This is a genomic window from Actinoplanes sp. NPDC048967 (assembly GCF_040649415.1).
Classification (GTDB): Bacteria; Actinomycetota; Actinomycetes; order Mycobacteriales; family Micromonosporaceae; genus Actinoplanes.
Map to the genome: position 1 here is coordinate 717,696 of NZ_JBEZFL010000003.1, position 17,285 is coordinate 734,980.

The 17,285-nt window shown below is 70.8% G+C and carries 18 protein-coding genes and 1 other RNA gene; 4 read left to right on the forward strand and 15 right to left on the reverse strand.

From position 1 onward, the window contains the following. Window positions 1–75 precede the first annotated feature (75 nt). Window positions 76–870, forward strand: coding sequence for a methyltransferase domain-containing protein (locus AB0C12_RS15900; RefSeq protein WP_360548363.1), 795 nt, complete (start codon window positions 76–78; stop codon window positions 868–870). Here AB0C12_RS15900 and AB0C12_RS15905 read toward each other — a convergent pair. The 4 genes from AB0C12_RS15905 to AB0C12_RS15920 form a co-directional block, all read right to left on the reverse strand. Beyond that, window positions 867–1,481 carry a M15 family metallopeptidase gene (locus tag AB0C12_RS15905; protein ID WP_360548365.1) on the reverse strand — a complete coding sequence of 205 codons (615 nt, stop codon included), beginning with the start codon at window positions 1,479–1,481 and terminating at the stop codon, window positions 867–869. The two genes, AB0C12_RS15900 and AB0C12_RS15905, sit on opposite strands and share 4 nt — an antisense overlap. Before the next feature lie 80 nt (window positions 1,482–1,561). After that, window positions 1,562–2,176, reverse strand: coding sequence for a GTP cyclohydrolase II (ribA, locus tag AB0C12_RS15910; protein ID WP_360548367.1), 615 nt, complete (start codon window positions 2,174–2,176; stop codon window positions 1,562–1,564). 90 nt (window positions 2,177–2,266) lie between these two features. Beyond that, a complete protein-coding gene (locus tag AB0C12_RS15915) occupies window positions 2,267–3,412 on the reverse strand; it encodes an ABC transporter permease (protein WP_360548369.1) in 1,146 nt (381 codons plus the stop codon). Continuing rightward, window positions 3,413–4,324 (reverse strand): LysR family transcriptional regulator, encoded by a 912-nt coding sequence (locus AB0C12_RS15920; protein ID WP_360548371.1) that lies wholly within the window; start codon window positions 4,322–4,324, stop codon window positions 3,413–3,415. A gap of 81 nt (window positions 4,325–4,405) precedes the next feature. On the opposite strand from AB0C12_RS15920, the gene AB0C12_RS15925 reads away from it, so the two are divergent. After that, window positions 4,406–5,671, forward strand: coding sequence for an MFS transporter (locus tag AB0C12_RS15925; RefSeq protein WP_360548373.1), 1,266 nt, complete (start codon window positions 4,406–4,408; stop codon window positions 5,669–5,671). On the opposite strand, the gene AB0C12_RS15930 is transcribed toward AB0C12_RS15925, so the two are convergent. The 6 genes from AB0C12_RS15930 to rnpB form a co-directional block, all read right to left on the reverse strand. Then, window positions 5,607–6,320, reverse strand: coding sequence for a nucleotidyltransferase domain-containing protein (locus tag AB0C12_RS15930; protein ID WP_360548375.1), 714 nt, complete (start codon window positions 6,318–6,320; stop codon window positions 5,607–5,609). The two genes, AB0C12_RS15925 and AB0C12_RS15930, sit on opposite strands and share 65 nt — an antisense overlap. After that, window positions 6,313–7,227, reverse strand: coding sequence for a threonine/serine dehydratase (locus tag AB0C12_RS15935; protein WP_360548377.1), 915 nt, complete (start codon window positions 7,225–7,227; stop codon window positions 6,313–6,315). The genes AB0C12_RS15930 and AB0C12_RS15935 overlap by 8 nt, the downstream gene beginning before the upstream one ends. Window positions 7,228–7,236: 9 nt before the next feature. Next, window positions 7,237–8,298: a glyceraldehyde 3-phosphate dehydrogenase NAD-binding domain-containing protein gene (locus AB0C12_RS15940; protein WP_360548379.1), complete on the reverse strand. Its 1,062-nt coding sequence runs from the start codon at window positions 8,296–8,298 to the stop codon at window positions 7,237–7,239. Between the two features lie 609 nt (window positions 8,299–8,907). Next, window positions 8,908–9,504, reverse strand: a complete 597-nt coding sequence (locus tag AB0C12_RS15945) for a hypothetical protein (protein WP_360548381.1) — start codon at window positions 9,502–9,504, stop codon at window positions 8,908–8,910. 31 nt (window positions 9,505–9,535) lie between these two features. Further along, window positions 9,536–9,760: a hypothetical protein gene (locus AB0C12_RS15950; protein WP_360548383.1), complete on the reverse strand. Its 225-nt coding sequence runs from the start codon at window positions 9,758–9,760 to the stop codon at window positions 9,536–9,538. A gap of 413 nt (window positions 9,761–10,173) precedes the next feature. After that, an RNA gene (gene rnpB, locus AB0C12_RS15955) (RNase P RNA component class A) lies at window positions 10,174–10,576 on the reverse strand. An 89-nt stretch (window positions 10,577–10,665) separates the two neighbouring features. Here rnpB and AB0C12_RS15960 point away from each other — a divergent pair. Together AB0C12_RS15960 and AB0C12_RS15965 are read left to right on the forward strand one after the other, a co-directional pair. Continuing rightward, window positions 10,666–11,418 carry a sulfite exporter TauE/SafE family protein gene (locus tag AB0C12_RS15960; RefSeq protein ID WP_360548385.1) on the forward strand — a complete coding sequence of 251 codons (753 nt, stop codon included), beginning with the start codon at window positions 10,666–10,668 and terminating at the stop codon, window positions 11,416–11,418. Between the two features lie 29 nt (window positions 11,419–11,447). Continuing rightward, complete coding sequence (locus AB0C12_RS15965; RefSeq protein ID WP_360548387.1) at window positions 11,448–11,909, forward strand: MarR family transcriptional regulator; 462 nt, start codon at window positions 11,448–11,450, stop codon at window positions 11,907–11,909. Between the two features lie 35 nt (window positions 11,910–11,944). On the opposite strand, the gene mctP is transcribed toward AB0C12_RS15965, so the two are convergent. The 5 genes from mctP to AB0C12_RS15990 all read right to left on the reverse strand — a co-directional run bounded on the left by mctP (window position 11,945) and on the right by AB0C12_RS15990 (window position 17,280). Beyond that, window positions 11,945–13,591, reverse strand: coding sequence for a monocarboxylate uptake permease MctP (gene mctP, locus AB0C12_RS15970; RefSeq protein ID WP_360548389.1), 1,647 nt, complete (start codon window positions 13,589–13,591; stop codon window positions 11,945–11,947). Then, entirely contained in the window at window positions 13,584–13,844 is a 261-nt protein-coding gene (locus AB0C12_RS15975; RefSeq protein WP_360548391.1) for a DUF3311 domain-containing protein, read from the reverse strand. The genes mctP and AB0C12_RS15975 overlap by 8 nt, the downstream gene beginning before the upstream one ends. A gap of 165 nt (window positions 13,845–14,009) precedes the next feature. After that, window positions 14,010–15,308, reverse strand: a complete 1,299-nt coding sequence (locus AB0C12_RS15980) for a glycoside hydrolase family 18 protein (protein WP_360548393.1) — start codon at window positions 15,306–15,308, stop codon at window positions 14,010–14,012. 98 nt (window positions 15,309–15,406) lie between these two features. Continuing rightward, window positions 15,407–16,549 (reverse strand): bifunctional RNase H/acid phosphatase, encoded by a 1,143-nt coding sequence (locus AB0C12_RS15985; protein ID WP_360548395.1) that lies wholly within the window; start codon window positions 16,547–16,549, stop codon window positions 15,407–15,409. Next, a complete protein-coding gene (locus tag AB0C12_RS15990; RefSeq protein ID WP_360548397.1) occupies window positions 16,546–17,280 on the reverse strand; it encodes a C4-type zinc ribbon domain-containing protein in 735 nt (244 codons plus the stop codon). The genes AB0C12_RS15985 and AB0C12_RS15990 overlap by 4 nt, the downstream gene beginning before the upstream one ends. Window positions 17,281–17,285 lie beyond the last annotated feature (5 nt).

Sequence of the window (17,285 nt, forward strand, 5' to 3'; positions counted from 1 at the left end):
ATCGGGTATTCGTTGCCGTCTCATAATGCAGGATAACTCTCCCGAAATGCGAGACGTCGGCATAGCGTTCGCGGCATGGCTGCTGTCTATACCCACGGGCATCACGAATCGGTCCTGCGCTCGCACCGCTGGCGCACCGCAGAAAATTCGGCGGCGTATCTGCTGCCACGGCTGAAATCCGGCGACACCCTGCTGGACATCGGGTGCGGGCCCGGCACCATCACCGCTGATCTCGCGACGCAAGTCACACCCGGGCGGGTCACCGCCCTGGAGCCCACCGGACCGGCGCTGGACCTGGCCCGGGCCGAGATCGCCCGGCGCGGGCTGGACACCGTCGACTTCGCGGTGGGCGACGTGCACGCGCTGGACTTCGCCGACGACACGTTCGACGTCGTGCACGCCCACCAGGTGCTGCAGCACGTCGGCGACCCGGTCACCGCGCTGCGCGAGATGCGCCGGGTCACCAGGCCCGGTGGCGTGGTCGCGGTACGCGACAGCGACTACGCCGCCTTCGCATGGTTCCCCGAGCTGCCGGAGCTGGACGAGTGGCTGGACCTGTACCGCCGGATCGCCCGTGGCAACGGCGGTGAGCCCGATGCCGGACGCCGGCTGCTGTCCTGGGCCCACGCCGCCGGGTTGAGCGACCCGTCCGTGACGTCGAGCACCTGGTGTTTCGCGACGCCGGAGGATCGGCAGTGGTGGGGCGGCATGTGGGCCGACCGCATCCTCGAGTCGGACCTGGCCCGGCAGGCCGCCGAGCAGGGTGCGGAACTGCAGAAGATCTCCGACGCGTGGCGGGCCTGGGCCGCCCACCCGGACGGCTGGATGTCACTGCTGCACGGCGAGCTGCTCTGGCAGAAGCCGGCTTAGACCGACTTCGGCTTGTACGCCCAGTGCCACGGCTCCCGGGGCGTGTTCTCCACGAAGCCGTACTTCTCACCGTTGGCGCGCATCCACGCCTGCGCCTTGTTGTTCAGGTCGAGGTCGGTGGCCATGCCCCAGCCGTGTTCACTGGTGCCGGGCTTGGCCGCCAGCCCGCCCTGCGAGTAGAGGCCCTTGCGGCGCGCGACGTCGACCTGCTCGGAGTACGAACGGTAGGAGTCGGTGATCCCGATGGTCACGCCCTGCGCCTTGGCATCACTGATCATCTTGGTGAGCGACTCGGCCGCCGGCGCCCACAGCTTGTGGTTGGTGTTGCCCACCTTCTCCAGCGCGTTGGCGGGGATCTTGCCGTTGCCGTAGCCGACCAGCTCGGTCGGGATCCCCTTGCTGTTCAGCGAGTACGACTTGGCCGGGCCCGCGGACGCCGCCGAGGACTGGGTGCCCATGGCGTCCGCGAGCGCGGTGGCGAAGCTGCCGCCCGACGCGGGGTCGGTCGACGTGGCCGACGACGTCTTGGCCGCCGTGGCCTGCTGGGTCTGCATCGCGATGATCCGGCTCTGGATGTCCGCGATCCGGCTGTTGACGGCCTCGATCCCCACAGCGAAGTACCTCCGTGCTCCTACGGCATGTCGCCCTACCGTTCGGCGCTCCGGAAATATGACTGAGCGGAAACCGGAAGTCAGACCGCCAGGGGCAGGTCGATGGTGTGCGCGGTGTGGGCGACCTTGGCCTGCAGGTAACGCACGTTGGCGGCGGAGGCGTGCACGTGGGTCGGCACCACCTCGCGGACGTCGACCCCGAACGACCGCAGCTGGGCCGGCTTGTCGGGATTGTTGGTGAGCAGGTCGACCGCGCCCACGCCGAGGGCGGTCAGCATCTGCGCCGCGGCGGTGTAGTCCCGCTCGTCGTCGGCGTGCCCGAGTGCCCGGTTCGCCTCGTACGTGTCCAGGCCCAGGTCCTGCAGCGCGTACGCGTCGAGCTTGGCGTAGAGGCCGATGCCGCGGCCCTCCTGGCGCAGGTAGAGCAGGAAGCCGCCGACGCCGGCGATCCGCTCGACGGCCTCGCGCAGCTGCGGGCCGCAGTCGCAGCGCTCGGAGCCGAACACGTCGCCGGTGAGGCACTCGGAGTGCGGGCGGACGAGCGGCACCTCGGCCCCGAAGGCGTCGCCGAGGGCGAGCGCGAGGTGTTCCTTGCCGTCGGCGAGCCCGTCGAAGGTGATCACCTCGGCCGTGGTGACGTATCCGTCCGCGAACTTCAGCGGCACGGTGACCCGGCTGCGAATACCCAAAGACATGACAGCTCCCTCAGCACTTGACGCTTCAAGCACGGGATTGACCTTACGCCGCACTTGTTAAGGGAACCACGAGCCGAACGTCACAACGGATCAAGAAATACCGGGGGGAATCGGCACCGGCTGCCGCAACTCGGCGCCCTCGATGCGGTCCCGCAGCTCCAGCTCGACCTCGCTGGTGCGGTCCCCGCGGTTCGGCAGCAGGTTCGTGACCAGCACGATCAGGCACCCGAGCCCGGCGTAGAGGGACAGCACCAGCAGGTGCGGGCCGATCGGGGCGGCCGGGAAATAGAGATTGTCGCGGACCGCCTGCACGCCGGCCCCGGTCGGCAGGTTCTCGCCGAGCAGGCGACCGAACGCCGGCAGGAACTCGGGCAGGATGCTCGCGCCGGAGATGACCGTGCCCACGGTGAAGTAGAGGCCACCGAGCAGCGCGCCGCCCGGACCGAACAGGGCCACCGCGCCGGCCGTCGAACCGGTGATCGCCAGCGACATCAGCGCGAAGATACCGAACATCTCCGGATGGTCGGCCTCCGCGCCGACACCGAACCAGGTCATCGACCACAGCACCACGGCCGCCGAGCCGAGCGCGTACACGATCAGGGTGCCGAGGTGGCCGAGGCCGCGCTTCCAGGAGCGCCGGGTGCGCGGGATCAGCCGGCCCAGCCCGACCGAGGCGATGGTGCCGCCCAGCGCGAGCGCCTGGGTGAGGAAGCCGAGCGAGGCGCCGTTGACGTCGTCGGCGGGCAGCGCCGCCACGTCGGTGACCGCCGGAGCCGCGGCGAGCGCCCGCGCCTGCTCGACCGGGACCGTGTCGCCCCGCCCGGCCAGAGCCGCGAGCTGCTCGGCGTTCTGCTGACCGACGACCGAGGTGTAGGTGGCGCGCAGCAGGCTCGCGGCGGCGGGACCGGCGGCGGAGGCGAGATACAGGTGCGGTTGCGCGGCGCTCGCGTCGACCCCGCCGTACACCTCGCGGCTCTTGATCCCGGCCCGCAGGTCCGTGACGTTGGCGTAGTCGCTGACCGCGAAGACGCCGTCGCGCTCCAGCAGCTCGACGATCGGCGCGCGCTTGGCGGCGGGCGCGATCAGGCCCACCGGTACGTCGTGCGGGGTCGCCTGGTGGCCCATGCCCAGGTAGTAGGCGGTCAGGCCCAGCTGCACCGCCACGCCGACGAGGCAGACCACCAGGGCGAACCGGCGGAACTGGCGGACCGACTGGATCTGCTGGTCGGAGGACATTCACCCAGCATCGCGGAGAGCGCCGGGCGGGCGCAGGTGATCGTCGATCATGCCGAGCAGAGCCCGGGCGGCCGCGCCCGGCGCGCGGACCGCCGAGGTGGCGACCCCGAGCGGCCAGTCCAGGTCGGCGTCCGCGACCGGCACAACCACAAGATCCGCTTCATCCGGTACGGCGAAGCGCGGCAGGATCGCGATGCCCAGCCCGTGCCGCACGAAGCCCGCGCCAGTGGTGAGGTCGACCACCTCCAGCGACACGTGGCGCTCCACCCCGGCCGCCGCGAACGCCCGGTCCACCACTGTGCGGTTGCCGTAGCCCACCGGGAAGTCCACGAACGGCTCACCGGCCAGGTCCTCGACCCGCACCACCGGCCGTTCGGTGAGCCGGTGACCGGCCGGGAGCACCAGCTCCATCGGGTGCCACAGCAACTGCCGCAAGTGGACCCCGGCCGGCGCCCGCCCGGGCACCGAGACCAGAGCCAGGTCCAGGCGGCCGTCGGTGAGCGCGTCGACCAGGCCGCCGGAGCCGCGGGTGGACACGGTCAGTTGCAGGGTCACGGCCGGGTGGGTCCGGTGGAAGCGGCCCAGCAGCGCCGGCAGGTCGACGAGCCCGATCGCGGTCAGCGTGCCGATCCGTACGGTGCCGCGCAGCCCGCCGCGGACCTCGTCCACCGCGTCCCGGGCCGCCCGGGCGGCGTCGAGTGCGGCCCGGGCCCTCGGCAGCAGCGCGGCACCGGCGTCGGTCAGCGCTACCCGCTTGGACGTGCGATCCAGCAGCGGCGCGTCCAGCTCGTGTTCCAGCGCCTTGATCGCCGCGGAGACGCCGGACTGCACGACGTGCAGGCGGGTGGCGGCCCGGGTGAAGCTGCCCTCCTCGGCGACAGCGACGAAGTAGGTGAGGTGACGAAGCTCCATGCCTCAACTATCGCATTCGGTGATAGGTACAAGCAGAAACCTTCGTTGGACGTGATGCTGCTCGCGGCGCACTGTGAGGACATGACCGTTACTGCCCCATCCCAGTTGCCGCTGACCCGCCAGGGCTCGGCCCGGCACGGCACCGGCTTCTGGCTGATCGCCGCCGTCTTCGCGATCTCGATGGCGTTCTCCACCGTGCCCACCCCGCTCTACCCGCTCTACCAGCGGCAGGACGGCTTCTCCCCGTTCACCGTGACGGTCGTCTTCGCCGTGTACGCGGTCGGCGTCGTCACCAGCCTGCTGCTCGGCGGCCACGTCTCCGACTGGGTCGGCCGCAAGCGCGTCCTGCTCCCGGCCCTGGCCCTGGAGGCCGTCGCCGCGGTGCTGTTCCTTCTCTGGCCGGCCCTGCCCGGACTGCTGATCGCCCGGTTCGTCACCGGCCTCGGCGTCGGCCTGATCACCGCCACCGCCACCGCGTACCTGCTGGAACTGCACGTCGCGCACCGGCCGCACGCCGGGCGGGGACGCTTCGAGCTGATCTCCGCGGCCGCCAACCTGGGCGGGCTGGGCACCGGCACCCTGGTCGCCGGGGCGCTGGCGCAGTTCGTCGACGCTCCCCTGCGTACCCCGTACCTGGTCTTTCTGGTCCTGCTCGCGCTCAGCGCGGTCGCCGTCGCGGCCACGCCCGAGACGGTGGTCGTGCCCGCCGTCGCACCCCGCTACCGGCCGCAGCGGATCCGGGTCGCCGCCGCCGACCGGCTGGGTTACGCGGTCGCCGCCGCCGGCGCGTTCGCCGGCTTCGCGGTCTTCGGCCTGTTCACCTCGCTGGCGCCCAGCTTCGTCGCCGGCTCGCTGCACCACCCCGGCCGGTTGCTCGCCGGCGTCGTGGTGTTCCTGGTCTTCGGGGCCGCGGCCGCCACCCAGGCCGGCTCGACGCTGCTCAGCCCGGCCCACCGGTTCACCACCGGCCTGGCCGCCGAGGCCGCCGGGCTGGTCGTGCTGGGCGCCGGGATGCACCTGTCCTCGCTGACGCTGTTCCTGCTCGGCGGCGCGATCGCCGGCGGCGGCGCGGGCCTGCTCTTCAAGTCCGCGGTCGGCGCCGTCGCGGCGATGGCCGAGCCCGCGGTCCGCGGCGAGGCCCTGGCCGGGCTCTTCCTCATCGCCTACCTGGGCCTGATCGGCCCGGCACTGGGCCTGGGCATCGCGACCCACTTCCTGCCGGCGACCACCGCGATGCTGTGGTTCAGCGGAGTGCTGCTGGTCCTGCTGGGCGTGACCGCGGTCAGCTCCCCAACGCCCGGTCCAGCTCGGCGAAAAGCAGCTCCGGAGGGTCCGGCTCAAGCTTGATCCAGAGAGCGCGGCCGGCCTGCCAGGCCGCGCTCACATCGTCATGGGTACGCGAGAGCGCCGCGATCGTGGCCGCGCTGAGCTCGGCCTCGGCCTGCCGAGACGGGGTGAGCCAGTGCTCGGTGCGGCCCTCGGCCAGCCGGGCCATCCACAGCAGATGGCGCTGGGCGTGCGCGAGGGCGTCCCGCTGCCGCAGCACCTCACCGCGCTGCCCGACGTGATGGGCGAGCAGCAGCCAGTTGGCGAAGCGACCGCAGACGTCCGCCGTGCGGTCCGTGACGCCTTGCGGGCGTGACTGCTCCAGCCGACCGTGCCGGTCGACGACCGGCACGATGGCGCCGGCCGGCCAGTCGCGGACGGAGGCGATGTCCGCGGTGCCGGCGAAGTGGAACTCGCCGCGGATCAGCCCCGGGAAGAACGCCACGTGCGCGCCGAACTCGTTGCGGACCAGGTGGGTGACCGGGCTGACGAGCTCGATCCAGGCCCGCGGGTCGGCGGGCCCGGCGGTGAAGAACATCCAGAACTCGATGTCGCTGTGCTCGTCGGCCGTGCCGTCGGCGAACGAGCCGTACATCAGGGCGGCCTCGACCCGGCTGTCGGCGCGGCACACCTCCCGCACCCGCTCGATGAGGCGGACCTGCTCAAGCAAGGTCGGCCGGATTCGTGTTCGCGCCGCAGAGCAGCACGACGACCCGCTCCCCCGGCTCCGGCACGTAGGCGCCCGAGGTCAATGCGGCCTGCGCGGCGGCGGTGCCGTGCTCGACGACGATCCGGTAGTCCTCCCACAACTGCCGCCGGGCCTCCACGATCGCCTGGTCGTCGACCAGCACCGACGGCAGCCGCGCCGCCGTGGCCGTCCGGTAGGCGATCGTCCCGGCCCGCCGCGCACCCAGGGAGTCGGAGGCCACCCCGGAGACCGGGATGTCCACCGGGCCACCGGCTTCGAGGGCCGCGTGCAGGGCTGCGGAGGTGACCGGCTCGACGGCGACCACGCGGGCCCGGTCGTGCAGGGCGGCGGCGACCCCGGCGATCAGGCCGCCCCCGCCGACCGCCACCAGCACGGTGTCGAAGCCGTCCGGCAGCTGCTCGGCGAGCTCCAGGCCCAGAGTGCCGTTGCCGGCCACCATGTCCGGATCGTCGTAGGCGTGACAGAACAGTGCCCCGGTCACCTCGGCCTGCACGACTGCGGCCTCGTACGCCTCCGCGTACTCGTGGCCGACCTGGACCACCCGGGCGCCGAGCTTGGCCAGCTTCGCCACCTTGACCGGCGGAGCGGTGACCGGCACGTAGATCTCGGCGGCCACGCCCAGCTCGCGGGCCGCGTACGCCGCCGCCAGGCCGGCGTTGCCGCCGGAGGCCGCGATGACGCCCGCCGCCGGCAACCCGTGCTCGGCCGCGGCGAGGATCCGGTTGAACATGCCCCGGGTCTTGAAGGACCCCGCGTGCTGCAGGAACTCCAGCTTCAGCAGCGCCGGCCCGTCCCGGAACACCGGGGTGCGCCTGATCCGCCCGGCGATGCGGCGGGCCGCATTCTCGACCTCACTGGTGGCGATCACCGATCAGTTCTACACGACGCCGGACCGGTACGGGGCCCCCACCGGTACGGCCTCACGTTCCCCCATCAGGCGCGCCAGATCCAGCAGCCGGTGCGAGAAGCCCCACTCGTTGTCGAACCAGCCACGCACCTGCACGCCGCCGTCGGCGCTGGTCTGAGTGCCGGACGGGTCGAACAGGCAGGACGCCGGGTTGTCCCGGACGTCCACCGAGACCGTCGGATCGGGCTCGTAGTCGAGCACGCCGCCGAGGAAGCCCGCCGCCGCCTCGGCCATCGCCCGGTTGACCTCGTCGCGGCTGACCGGGCGGTCGGTGAAACCGGTCAGCTCGGCCAGCGAGCCGATCGGGGTGGGCACGCAGTAGTAGCTGTAGCGCACCTTGCCGAGCTGCGGCAGCGCCACGCTGAGCAGATCACCGGCGACGTGGTTGTGCGGGATGATGCTGTCGTGCACGGCCCGGCCCAGCCGCGGGTCGTCGCGCGAGGAGCCGGTGAGTGAGTCCTGCGCCTTCTGCCAGCCCTGGATCGCCAGCACGACCGAGGTGTGCACCGAGCGTAGGCCGAAGCGTTCCAGCAGGACCTTGGCCATCACCGACAACGCGTTGACGCCGCAGGAGGCGGGCGAGACGACGTCGTGGCGGGCGGCGTCGTACAGCTCGTGGTTGGCCCCGTAGACCAGCACGGCGTCGGGGTCGTCGGCCGAGGCGCTGATGACGACCTTGCGGGCGCCACCGCCGGTGATGTGGTCCCGCGCTCCGGCGCCGCTGCGGAACCGGCCGCTGGCCTCGATGACCACGTCGACGCCGGCCTCGGCCCACGGGATGCGGCCCGGCTGCGACTCCTGGAACGCCCAGATCGGACGATTGTTGACGATGAGCTGGCCGGGGGCGGCGGCCACCGTTCCGGGGAATCGCCCGCGCACACTGTCGCGTTTGAGGCCATATGCCAAACGGTCGACCGGAGCGATGTCGTTAATGGCGGCGACGGTGATTCCGGTGTCCGCTGAGGCACCGACAATACGCATCACACTGCGGCCGATCCGACCGAAACCGTTGATGCCGATCGCGATACTCACCAAGAACTCCCTACGGCCGGATGGTCGACGAACGTGCCGTGGCGCGACCGTACCGGGATCTTACCCAGTGAGCACCCGCCGTCACACTGCAGACACTATGAGTGTGCAAGTTGCACGTCAACCGGAACGGGCCGAGGAGAAACTCACATGTCGGGCACCCGGTGCGACGGTCCGAACAGGCAGCCTACTCACCCGCAGGTCCGTCCTGGACACTGGTGACCACCTGCGGATACTTCCTCTCCCGGGAGCAGCGGAACCGGTCTGACCTGGCCCCTTGAGTAATCGAAGGACGTCGACGGCGCAGCCACGGAGCGCGGCCCCGGCAACCCCCCACATCGGACCGGTCCGGCGAATAAGCGCAGGTGAAGGGCATTGAATCGTTACGATGGCGACACCGGTATAACGGAACATTTACCGCCCGATTTTGATCGTCAGCTCTTTCGACGGCCGACCGGCCCTTCCACCATTCAAACCCGGCCTCACCGGCGAACCCGGCCGTCGATCCGCAGCCCGACCGGCAAACCGTTCCCCGGCGTTTGTCACCGGCCCGTCCGCAGCGGTGGCCCGACCGTTCACCGAAATTGGCACAGTTCATTCATGCCGCCGGCCTCAGTCGCCGAGACCACAGCCGCTGCCCCGGTTGTAGCCGTCCACCGGGCCGCCCCCACCGCGCCGGACATCCCACCTGCCGGAGCGGGCCCTGCCGATACCGCCGAGATGCTGCAGGCAGACGCTGCCCTCGAGTTCATAACAGAGGCCCCGGCCGCCGCAGTCGGCCAGATAGAACCGTCCACCGGCGGCGGCCACTTCCCGGTCGACCCTGAACAGCGCCGGCAGCATCCCGGCCTCGCCGGACTCGTCCTCCCGCGCGAACCGGAAGGTGGCTGCCAGCTCACGGGGCCCGTTCCCGGCGGCCACGGCAGAGCCCCCGAGCGCCGTGGCCCGGAAATCGGCGTACTCCCGGGCGTGCAGCTGGAACTCCCGGCAGAACTCGTCGACGATCACGGACGGCATGGCCAGCCGCGCCTTCGGATGCCGGGCAGCGATCCGGAACCACTGCCGGGCGGCCGCCTCGACCGACCGCAGGGCAGCACCGGACAGCTCCCCGTGCTGAAGCGCGAACCGCTGCCGCACCCCACGGGGAAACGCGTAGGCGTCGACCGCGGAGACCCGCCGGCCGCTTGCCCGTACCCGGAAGACCGCCACGCACCCAGCGTGAGACCACGCTGGGCCGGCGTCAACGATCGTGACTGTCCGGTGGCGGCAGGAGATGGGCCCGCCGCTCGATGTCCATGGCCTGCCGGGTGACCTCATCGCCGAGCCGATGCAACCGCCGCCGCGTCTCCGCATCGGGGGAATCATCGGCACTCTCGTGCAGGATGGCCTCGCTGCGCTCGAGCGCCTCGGCGGTCTCATGCATGGCGGCGGCGGCGCCACGCTTGTCCTTCTGGTTCGCGGTCACAGACGGCTACATACCCGCCCGGCCTCCCCCACAAGCCTCCACGGCTGTCGCTGAGCCGGAATCATGCGGTCGGCGACAACGCGTAATGGTCACTCAAGGTGTTGTCGGCCGGGCACCCACGGTGCCGCCGCTGCATCAGGTTTCGCTGTTCCAGGCACTGATGACGGACCTCCACGCCGGCCGCCTCACCGCGCCGATGGCGACCCGTCGTCTTGACGAGATCCGCCAGCTGCCCCACCGGTGGCCCCGGGCTGTGGCAGGTGATCGGGCGCGTCTGCTTCACGGTCGGCTTCGGCATCTCAGTGCAGGCGACCTGGCAGCAGGTCGGCGTCTCAGCGCTCACCGGACTTCTGGTCGCCACCGCGGCGGCGCTGGAGCTGGCGAGCCATGAGCGGGACCCGATCAGAAGGCGACGGACGAGTCGACCTGTACGCCGGATTTTGTGCGCGGCGGCCTCGCGGCCGCCGGCGGCGGTCATCCATCTAGGCGTGCCGTTGCCGACATGCTCTTGCGGCCTACCCGCAGACTCGGGCGAGCAGCCCTCGAATGCCTGCGCCGGCCCCCGCCTCGCGGCGGTGGCCTTGCTTGGCCTTGCTCCGGGTGGGGTTTACCGAGCCACCCCGGTCGCCCGGGGTGCTGGTGGGCTCTTACCCCACCGTTTCACCCTTACCGGCACGAGGCCGGCGGTCTCTTCTCTGTGGCACTTTCCCGCGGGTCACCCCGGGTTGCTGTTAGCAACCACCCTGCTCTGTGGAGTCCGGACGTTCCTCGGCGGTGCTCCCGGAGGAACACCGACGCGACCGCCCGGTCGACTCGTCCGTCGCGGGACCATCCTACCGACACCACCGGCAACCGGGGCCTCGGACCAGCACTCCGCATCGCCGGCCCGTAGATTCTTCGGCATCATGGATCTCGCCCACATCGTGCTGTTGGTCGCCGCCGGTCTGGCCGCCGGCGTGGTGAACGCGATCGCCGGTGGCGGTTCGCTGATCACCTTCCCCAGCCTCATCGCCGTCGGTCTTCCCTCGGTCGACGCCAACGTCACCAATTCCACCGCGGTCTTCCCCGGCTACGTCTCCAGCGTCGTCGGCAGCCGCGCCGATCTCGCCGGTCAGGGACGGCGGCTGCGGGCCATCGTCCCCACCGCCCTGGTCGGCGCCACCCTCGGCTGCTTCCTCCTCCTCGGCACCCCGGCCCGCGCCTTCGAGGTCGTCGTTCCCTTCCTGGTCCTCGGCGCCGCGGCCATCCTCTTCTTCCAGGACCGGCTGCGGGCGTTGGTCGGGCGGTCGACCGGCGAGAAGAAGGCCACCCTGCAGATCGTCGTCTTCGTCGGGGCCATCTACGGCGGGTATTTCGGGGCCGCGCTGGGGGTCATGTACGTCGCTGCGCTTGCTTTGGTGCTGGACGAGACGTTGAATCGGATCAATGCGCTCAAGAACGTGCTTTCCGCCGGTGTCGGGCTGGTCACCGTAGTGGTCTTCGCGTTCTTCGCGCCGGTGCACTGGGGTGCGGTGCTCGCCGTCGCCCCGGCCACCGTGGTCGGCGGCTATGTGGGGGCGCACATCGCACGCCGGTTGCCCGCGCGGGTGTTGAAAGTGCTGATTGTCACCTTTGGGGCCGTTGTCGGGCTCATCCTGTTGTGGCGGGCATTTCACTGAAGACCAGAAGCACTACGGGGGAAGGACAGATGGCGGACGACGACTCGGCTCTCAGGGTCATCGAGACCCAGGTGGCCATGCTCATGCGGCTGGGTGAGGCCACCCGACGGGCCGCGCCGCGGCCGCACCGCGCGCTCGACCGCGCCGCGTACGTGATCCTGCGCTTCCTGCAGGAGGCCGGCCCGCAGAACGTCTCCGCCGTCGCCACCCGGCTCAATCTGGACGGTTCCACGGTGACCCGGCAGGTCGGCGCCCTGCACCGCGACGGCCTCGTCGTGCGTACCCCTGATCCGCTGGACGGCCGCGGCAGTGTCGTGGCCGCCAGTGAGCGGGGCCTCGCGCAGGTGGACGCCGTCAGCAAGGCCCGCCGTGAGGTCTACGACGAGGTGCTGCGGGACTGGACCGCCGACGAGCGCCAGGAGCTGGCGGGCGTGTTGGAGCGGCTGACCCGGGACATGGACGCGTACCTGAAAGGCCGCGGCCCCGGATAGGACATCCGGGGCCGCGGATCGCGAGCGGGTCGGGGTCAGGTGGAGGAGCCGAGGGTTTCCGGAGTGGTACGGGCCTTCTCCAGCCGCGGGTCGCCCTCATCGGCGAAGTAGTCGTCCGGTTCGGTGCCGTCGACACCCTCCGGGTTCTTCATCGCCCGCAGGATCAACGTCACGATCACGGCCACCAGCAGGTTCAGCGCGACCGCCACGAAGCCGACGTAGATCGTCTTCGGGGTGTCGAAGCCGAACTTCTCCAGCGGGAACGCCGAGCCGCCGAAGTGGGCGCGTTTGGTCGCCGCGTTCGGGATCTGGTAGAGCATCCACAGGCCCAGGCCCATGCCGGCCGCCCAGCCCACGATCAGGGCGTTGCGGTGCAACCACCGGGTGTAGAGGCCGATGGCCACCGCCGGGGCGGTCTGCAGGATGATGATGCCGCCGATGAGCTGCAGGTCGATGGAGAACTGCGGGTCCAGGAAGATGATGAACGCGACCGCGCCGACCTTCACCACCAGCGAGGCGATCTTGGCGACGCTCGCCTCCTGCGCGTGGGTGGCGTCCTTGCGGATGTACTCCTTGTAGATGTTGCGGGTGAACAGGTTCGCCGCCGCGATCGACATGATCGCCGCCGGGACCAGGGCTCCGATCCCGATCGCGGCGAAGGCGATGCCCGCGAACCAGGCCGGGAACTGCTGGTCGAACAGCAGCGGCACGACCGTGTTGCTGTCGACGCTGCCCGCGGTGTTGCCGGGCAGCGGCTTCACCCCGGCCGAGATGGCCATGTAACCGAGCAGGGCGATCAGGCCGAGCAGGAAGCTGTACGCCGGCAGCGCCGACATGTTGCGCTTGATCACGTTGCGGTTCTTGCTGGCCAGCACGCCGGTGATGCTGTGCGGGTAGAGGAACAGCGCCAGCGCCGAGCCCAGGGCCAGGGTGATGTACTGGATCTGGTTGTTGGCGTTGAGCGTGATGCCGTCGCCCGGCGCCGGTGACGCCTGGAACTTCGCGTTGGCGTCGTCGAAGATCGAGCCCCAGCCGCCCAGCTTGTACGGCAGGTACAGCACCGCCACGATGATCACGATGTAGATCAGCGTGTCCTTGACGAAGGCGATCAGCGCCGGCGCCCGCAGCCCGGACTGGTACGTGTACGCGGCCAGGATCGCGAACGCCACGATGATCGGCGCGTGCCGGGCCAGCGCGCTCTCCCCGGTCACGCCCATCGTCTTGAGCACCGCCTCGATGCCGACCAGCTGCAGCGCGATGTACGGCATGGTCGCGACGATGCCGGTGATGGCGATCAGCAGCGCCAGCAGCGGCGAGTCGAAGCGGGTGCGGACGAAGTCGGCCGGGGTCACGAAGCCGTGCCGGTGCGACACCGACCAGAGCCGGATCAGGATCAGGAAGAACAGCGGGTAGATGACCACGGTGTAGGGCACCGCGAAGAAGCCCGCCGCGCCGGCGCCGAAGATCAGTGCGGGCACCGCCACGAACGTGTACGCGGTGTAGAGGTCACCGCCGACCAGGAACCAGGTGATCCATCCGCCGAAGCTGCGCCCGCCGAGTCCCCACTCGTCCAGGTGCGCCATGTCGGTCGGCCGGCGCCACTTGGCCGCGATGAAGCCCATGACGCTGACCAGCAGGAACAGGAAGGTGAAGACGACGATCTCGGTGATGTGGTCACTCATCGGAGGCCTCCGCCGGCTTGGTGGACTGCTCGGCGGGCGCGGCCGGGGTGACCGGGGGGCGCCGGGTCATCTGGTAGACGATCGAGGTGGTGATGACGCCGACGAAGATGAACGAGAACTGCAGCCAGTAGAAGGCCGGAAAGCCCCAGAGCCTCGGTGAGTCGAAGTTGTAGAACGGCGTGATCAGCGGGAGCACGATCGGTATGACCAGCAGCCAGTTCCAGGGACTGCGATCGCTGCGCGGTGCGGACATATCAGGGCCTCCTCATCGGAGCTCAGACGAGGTGGTGACCGTGGTCACGGCCATCGCCGCAGGTTACCGAGAGGTTTCTGCGACGATGCGCCAGGCCGTGATCACCCTGCGCCGAACGGCCGGGGCGGTGCGCCGAACGGCACCCCACCCCGGCCGGAGGACGTGCTACCGCCAGGGGGTCCAGAGACCCGCCGAGATGGTACGGGTGAGCGAGGCCTTCTCGTCGTCGCCGTCGAGCGACCACATCATCGCGCCGCCCAGCCCCTCGGTACGGATGTACGCCGTCTTCTGCAGGATCTGCGCCGGGTCGTCGTACGTCCAGAAGGTGGTGCCGTCGAACAGCCACGAGTGGCCGGAACGCCAGTCCCGGTGCACCTTGAAGCCCTGCGCGGGCAGGTTCTTCAGGGTCTTGTAGTCCTCGGTGCCGACCGCGAACTTGCCGGGCGCGCCGCCGGTGGCCGGGGCGAACAGACCGTTGCCGGCGGCGGTGATACCGGTCCAGCCCTGGCCGTAGTACGGGATGCCGAGCACGAGCTTGCGGCCCGGTGCGCCGCGGTCACGCCACGCGTCGATGGTGCCGTCCACGGAGAAGTCCGGGTTGTCGGGCGCGCCGGGCGGGACCCGCAGGGCGGACTGCTGGTTGGCCCGGGCCTCCCAGGAGCCGTGGAAGTCGTAGCCCTGCACCGTGCCGAAGTCGAGGTACTTGAAGATCTTCTTCGCCTCGAAGCCGGCGTCGATCTTGGCCGGGGCGGCCGGCAGGAACGCCGTGAGCTCGTAGTGCTTGCGGTTCTTGCGGCCCAGCGCGTCGAGCTGCTTGCGGAACTCGGCGGTCAGCAGGGTGAAGTTCCGCTTGTCCTCCGGCCGGATCACGTTGCCGGCGTTGCCCTCCGAGCCGGGCCACTCCCAGTCCAGGTCGACGCCGTCGAAGATGCCGGCGGCGACGCCCGCGGACAGGCCGGGCAGGTTGCCCTTGATCCACAGGTCCACGCAGGAGCTGACCAGCTTCTTGCGGGACGCGTCGGTCAGGGCGGCGTCGGAGAAGGTCGCCGAGCCGGTCCAGCCGCCCAGCGAGATCAGCACCCGCAGCTTCGGGTTCTTCTTCTTGAGCTCGGCGAGCTGGTTGAGGTTGCCGGCGATCGGCTGGCCGGCCACGTCGGCGACGCCGTCGACGCTGAGCGCGTCGGTGAACGGCACGCCCCAGTCGGCCCACGAGTCGGCCGACTCGCAGACGCCGGCCGCGGTGACCGGGCCGAAGGCGTAGTTGAGATGGGTGAGGCCGGCGGCGGCGCCGGACTGCTGGACCTTGGCGAGCTGGAAGTCGCGGCCGTAGATGCCCCACTGGGTGAAGTATCCGACCTTGACGTACGACTTCTTCTGGTGTGCCTGGGCGGTGGTGGGTGCGGCCGTGACGCCGACCAGTACGGCGGCGCCGACGGCCAGCAGACGACGGGAGAATCCGCGCATGAGCCCTCCAGGGGCGGACGGAGCTTGTCGAAGAGGAATGGTGAAGAAACTTTCCTAATCGAGGAAGCTAAACGTCCGCACCCGGCGGGGTCAATACCTCAGCGCAGGTGCGCCGTCTCGTTCACCGAGCGGACGGCGATCCCGCCGTCGGGCCACATGTCCATGGTGGAGACGCCGGCCGCGTCCAGGAAGAGCCGGTGCAGGAAGGCGTCGCCGGCGGCGAGCGCGTCGCGCAGGATCAACTTGATCGGCGAGACGTGCGAGACCACGACGACGGTCCCCGACGGGTACGCCGATTGCAGCGTCGCCAGGGCCCCGCGTACGCGCTTCGCCACCGTCTTGAACGACTCTCCGCCCGGCGGCGCGACGGCCGTCGAGTCCAGCCAGCGGTCCAGCTCCTCCGGCCAGCGCTCGCGGACCTCGGCGAAGGTCAGGCCCTCCCAGTCGCCGAAGTCGCACTCGATCAGTTCCGGCATGACGGTGACCGTGACGTTGCCCAGTTCGGCGGCGATCAGCTCGGCGGTGCGCGTACACCTGGTCAAGGGTGAGGAGACAACGGCCGTGACGTCGCGGGAGATGCCGGCCACCCGCCCGGCCGCGGCCATCGCCTGGGCCTCGCCCTGCTCGGAGAGCGGGACGTCGCCGCGGCCTGAGTAGCGGCCCTGCGCGGTCATCGCGGTCTCGCCGTGCCGGACCAGGATCAGCCGGGTGGCGGTGTCCAGGGACGGCGGCGCCCAGTTCCGGGGTGCCTTGGGCTCGGTCGGCTCCGCGAACGCCGAGCTCCCGGCGCTGGAGCTGGGGGTGGCCGAGCCGACCGGCTTGCCGGCGGCCTCGTCCATGGCCCGGTTGGCCAGCGCGTCGGCCAGCTTGTTGCGCTCGCGCGGGATCCAGTCGAAGGTCACCGCGGCGAAGCCGTCGACCAGCTTGGCCGCCTCGGCGGCCAGCGGGCGCAGCCCCGGGTTCTTGATCTGCCAGCGGCCGGACATCTGCTCGACCACCAGCTTGGAGTCCATCCGTACGTCGACCCGGGCGGCGCCCAGCTCGGCGGCGGCACGCAGGCCGGCGATCAGCCCTTGGTACTCGGCGACGTTGTTGGTGGTCACGCCCAGTGAGGCGTACCGCTCCAGCAGCACTTCGCCGGTGCCGTCCTCCAGCACGACAGCACCGTAACCGGCCGGCCCGGGATTGCCCCGCGACCCCCCGTCCGCCTCCACCACGACCCTGAGCCCGGTGGACGTCACAGCCCGGACTCCGCGGTGCGGACCATGATCCGGCGGCATTCCTCGCAGCGGACGACCTCGTCGGCGGGCGCGGACTTCACCCGGGCCAGGTCGGCGCCGTACAGCTCGATGCGGCAACCGCCGCAGCGCCCGGAGCGCACCAGCGCGGCGCCCAGGCCCGAGTCCGCGCGGATCTTGTCGTAGAGCGTGACCAGGTCGGCCGGCAGGTCGGCGGCGAGCGGCCCGCGGGCCTGCGTCTTGAACTCCTGCTCCTTGGTGATCTCCGCGGTCACCTCGTCCCGGCGGGCCTCGGCCGCGGCCCGGCGCTCGCTCGCCTCGGCCAGCTTCTTCTTCACGTCGTTGAGGGCCTGCTCGGCGGTCTCCCGCTGCTCCATCAGCTCGAGCTCGGCGTCCTCCAGCTCGGACTGGCGGCGGTTCAGCGTGGCCAGCTCGTGCTGCAGGCCCTCGATCTCGCGCAGCGCGCCGCCGGCGTTCAGCCGGGCCTGGTCCCGGTCCTTGCGGGTGCGGACCTGCTCGATGTCCTTCTCGAAGCGGGCGATGTCGCGGTCGAGGTCGTCGACGGCCACCTGGGCGCGCACCCGCTCGTCCTCCAGCGCGGACAGCTCGCGGGAGATGGTGGCGATCTCCGCCAGCTCCGGCAGGGATTTGCGGCGGTGGGCGAGCTGGGCCAGGGCGATGTCGACGGCTTGCAGATCGAGCAGTCGGCGCTGGTCTTGCGGGGCGGCCTTCACGTCAG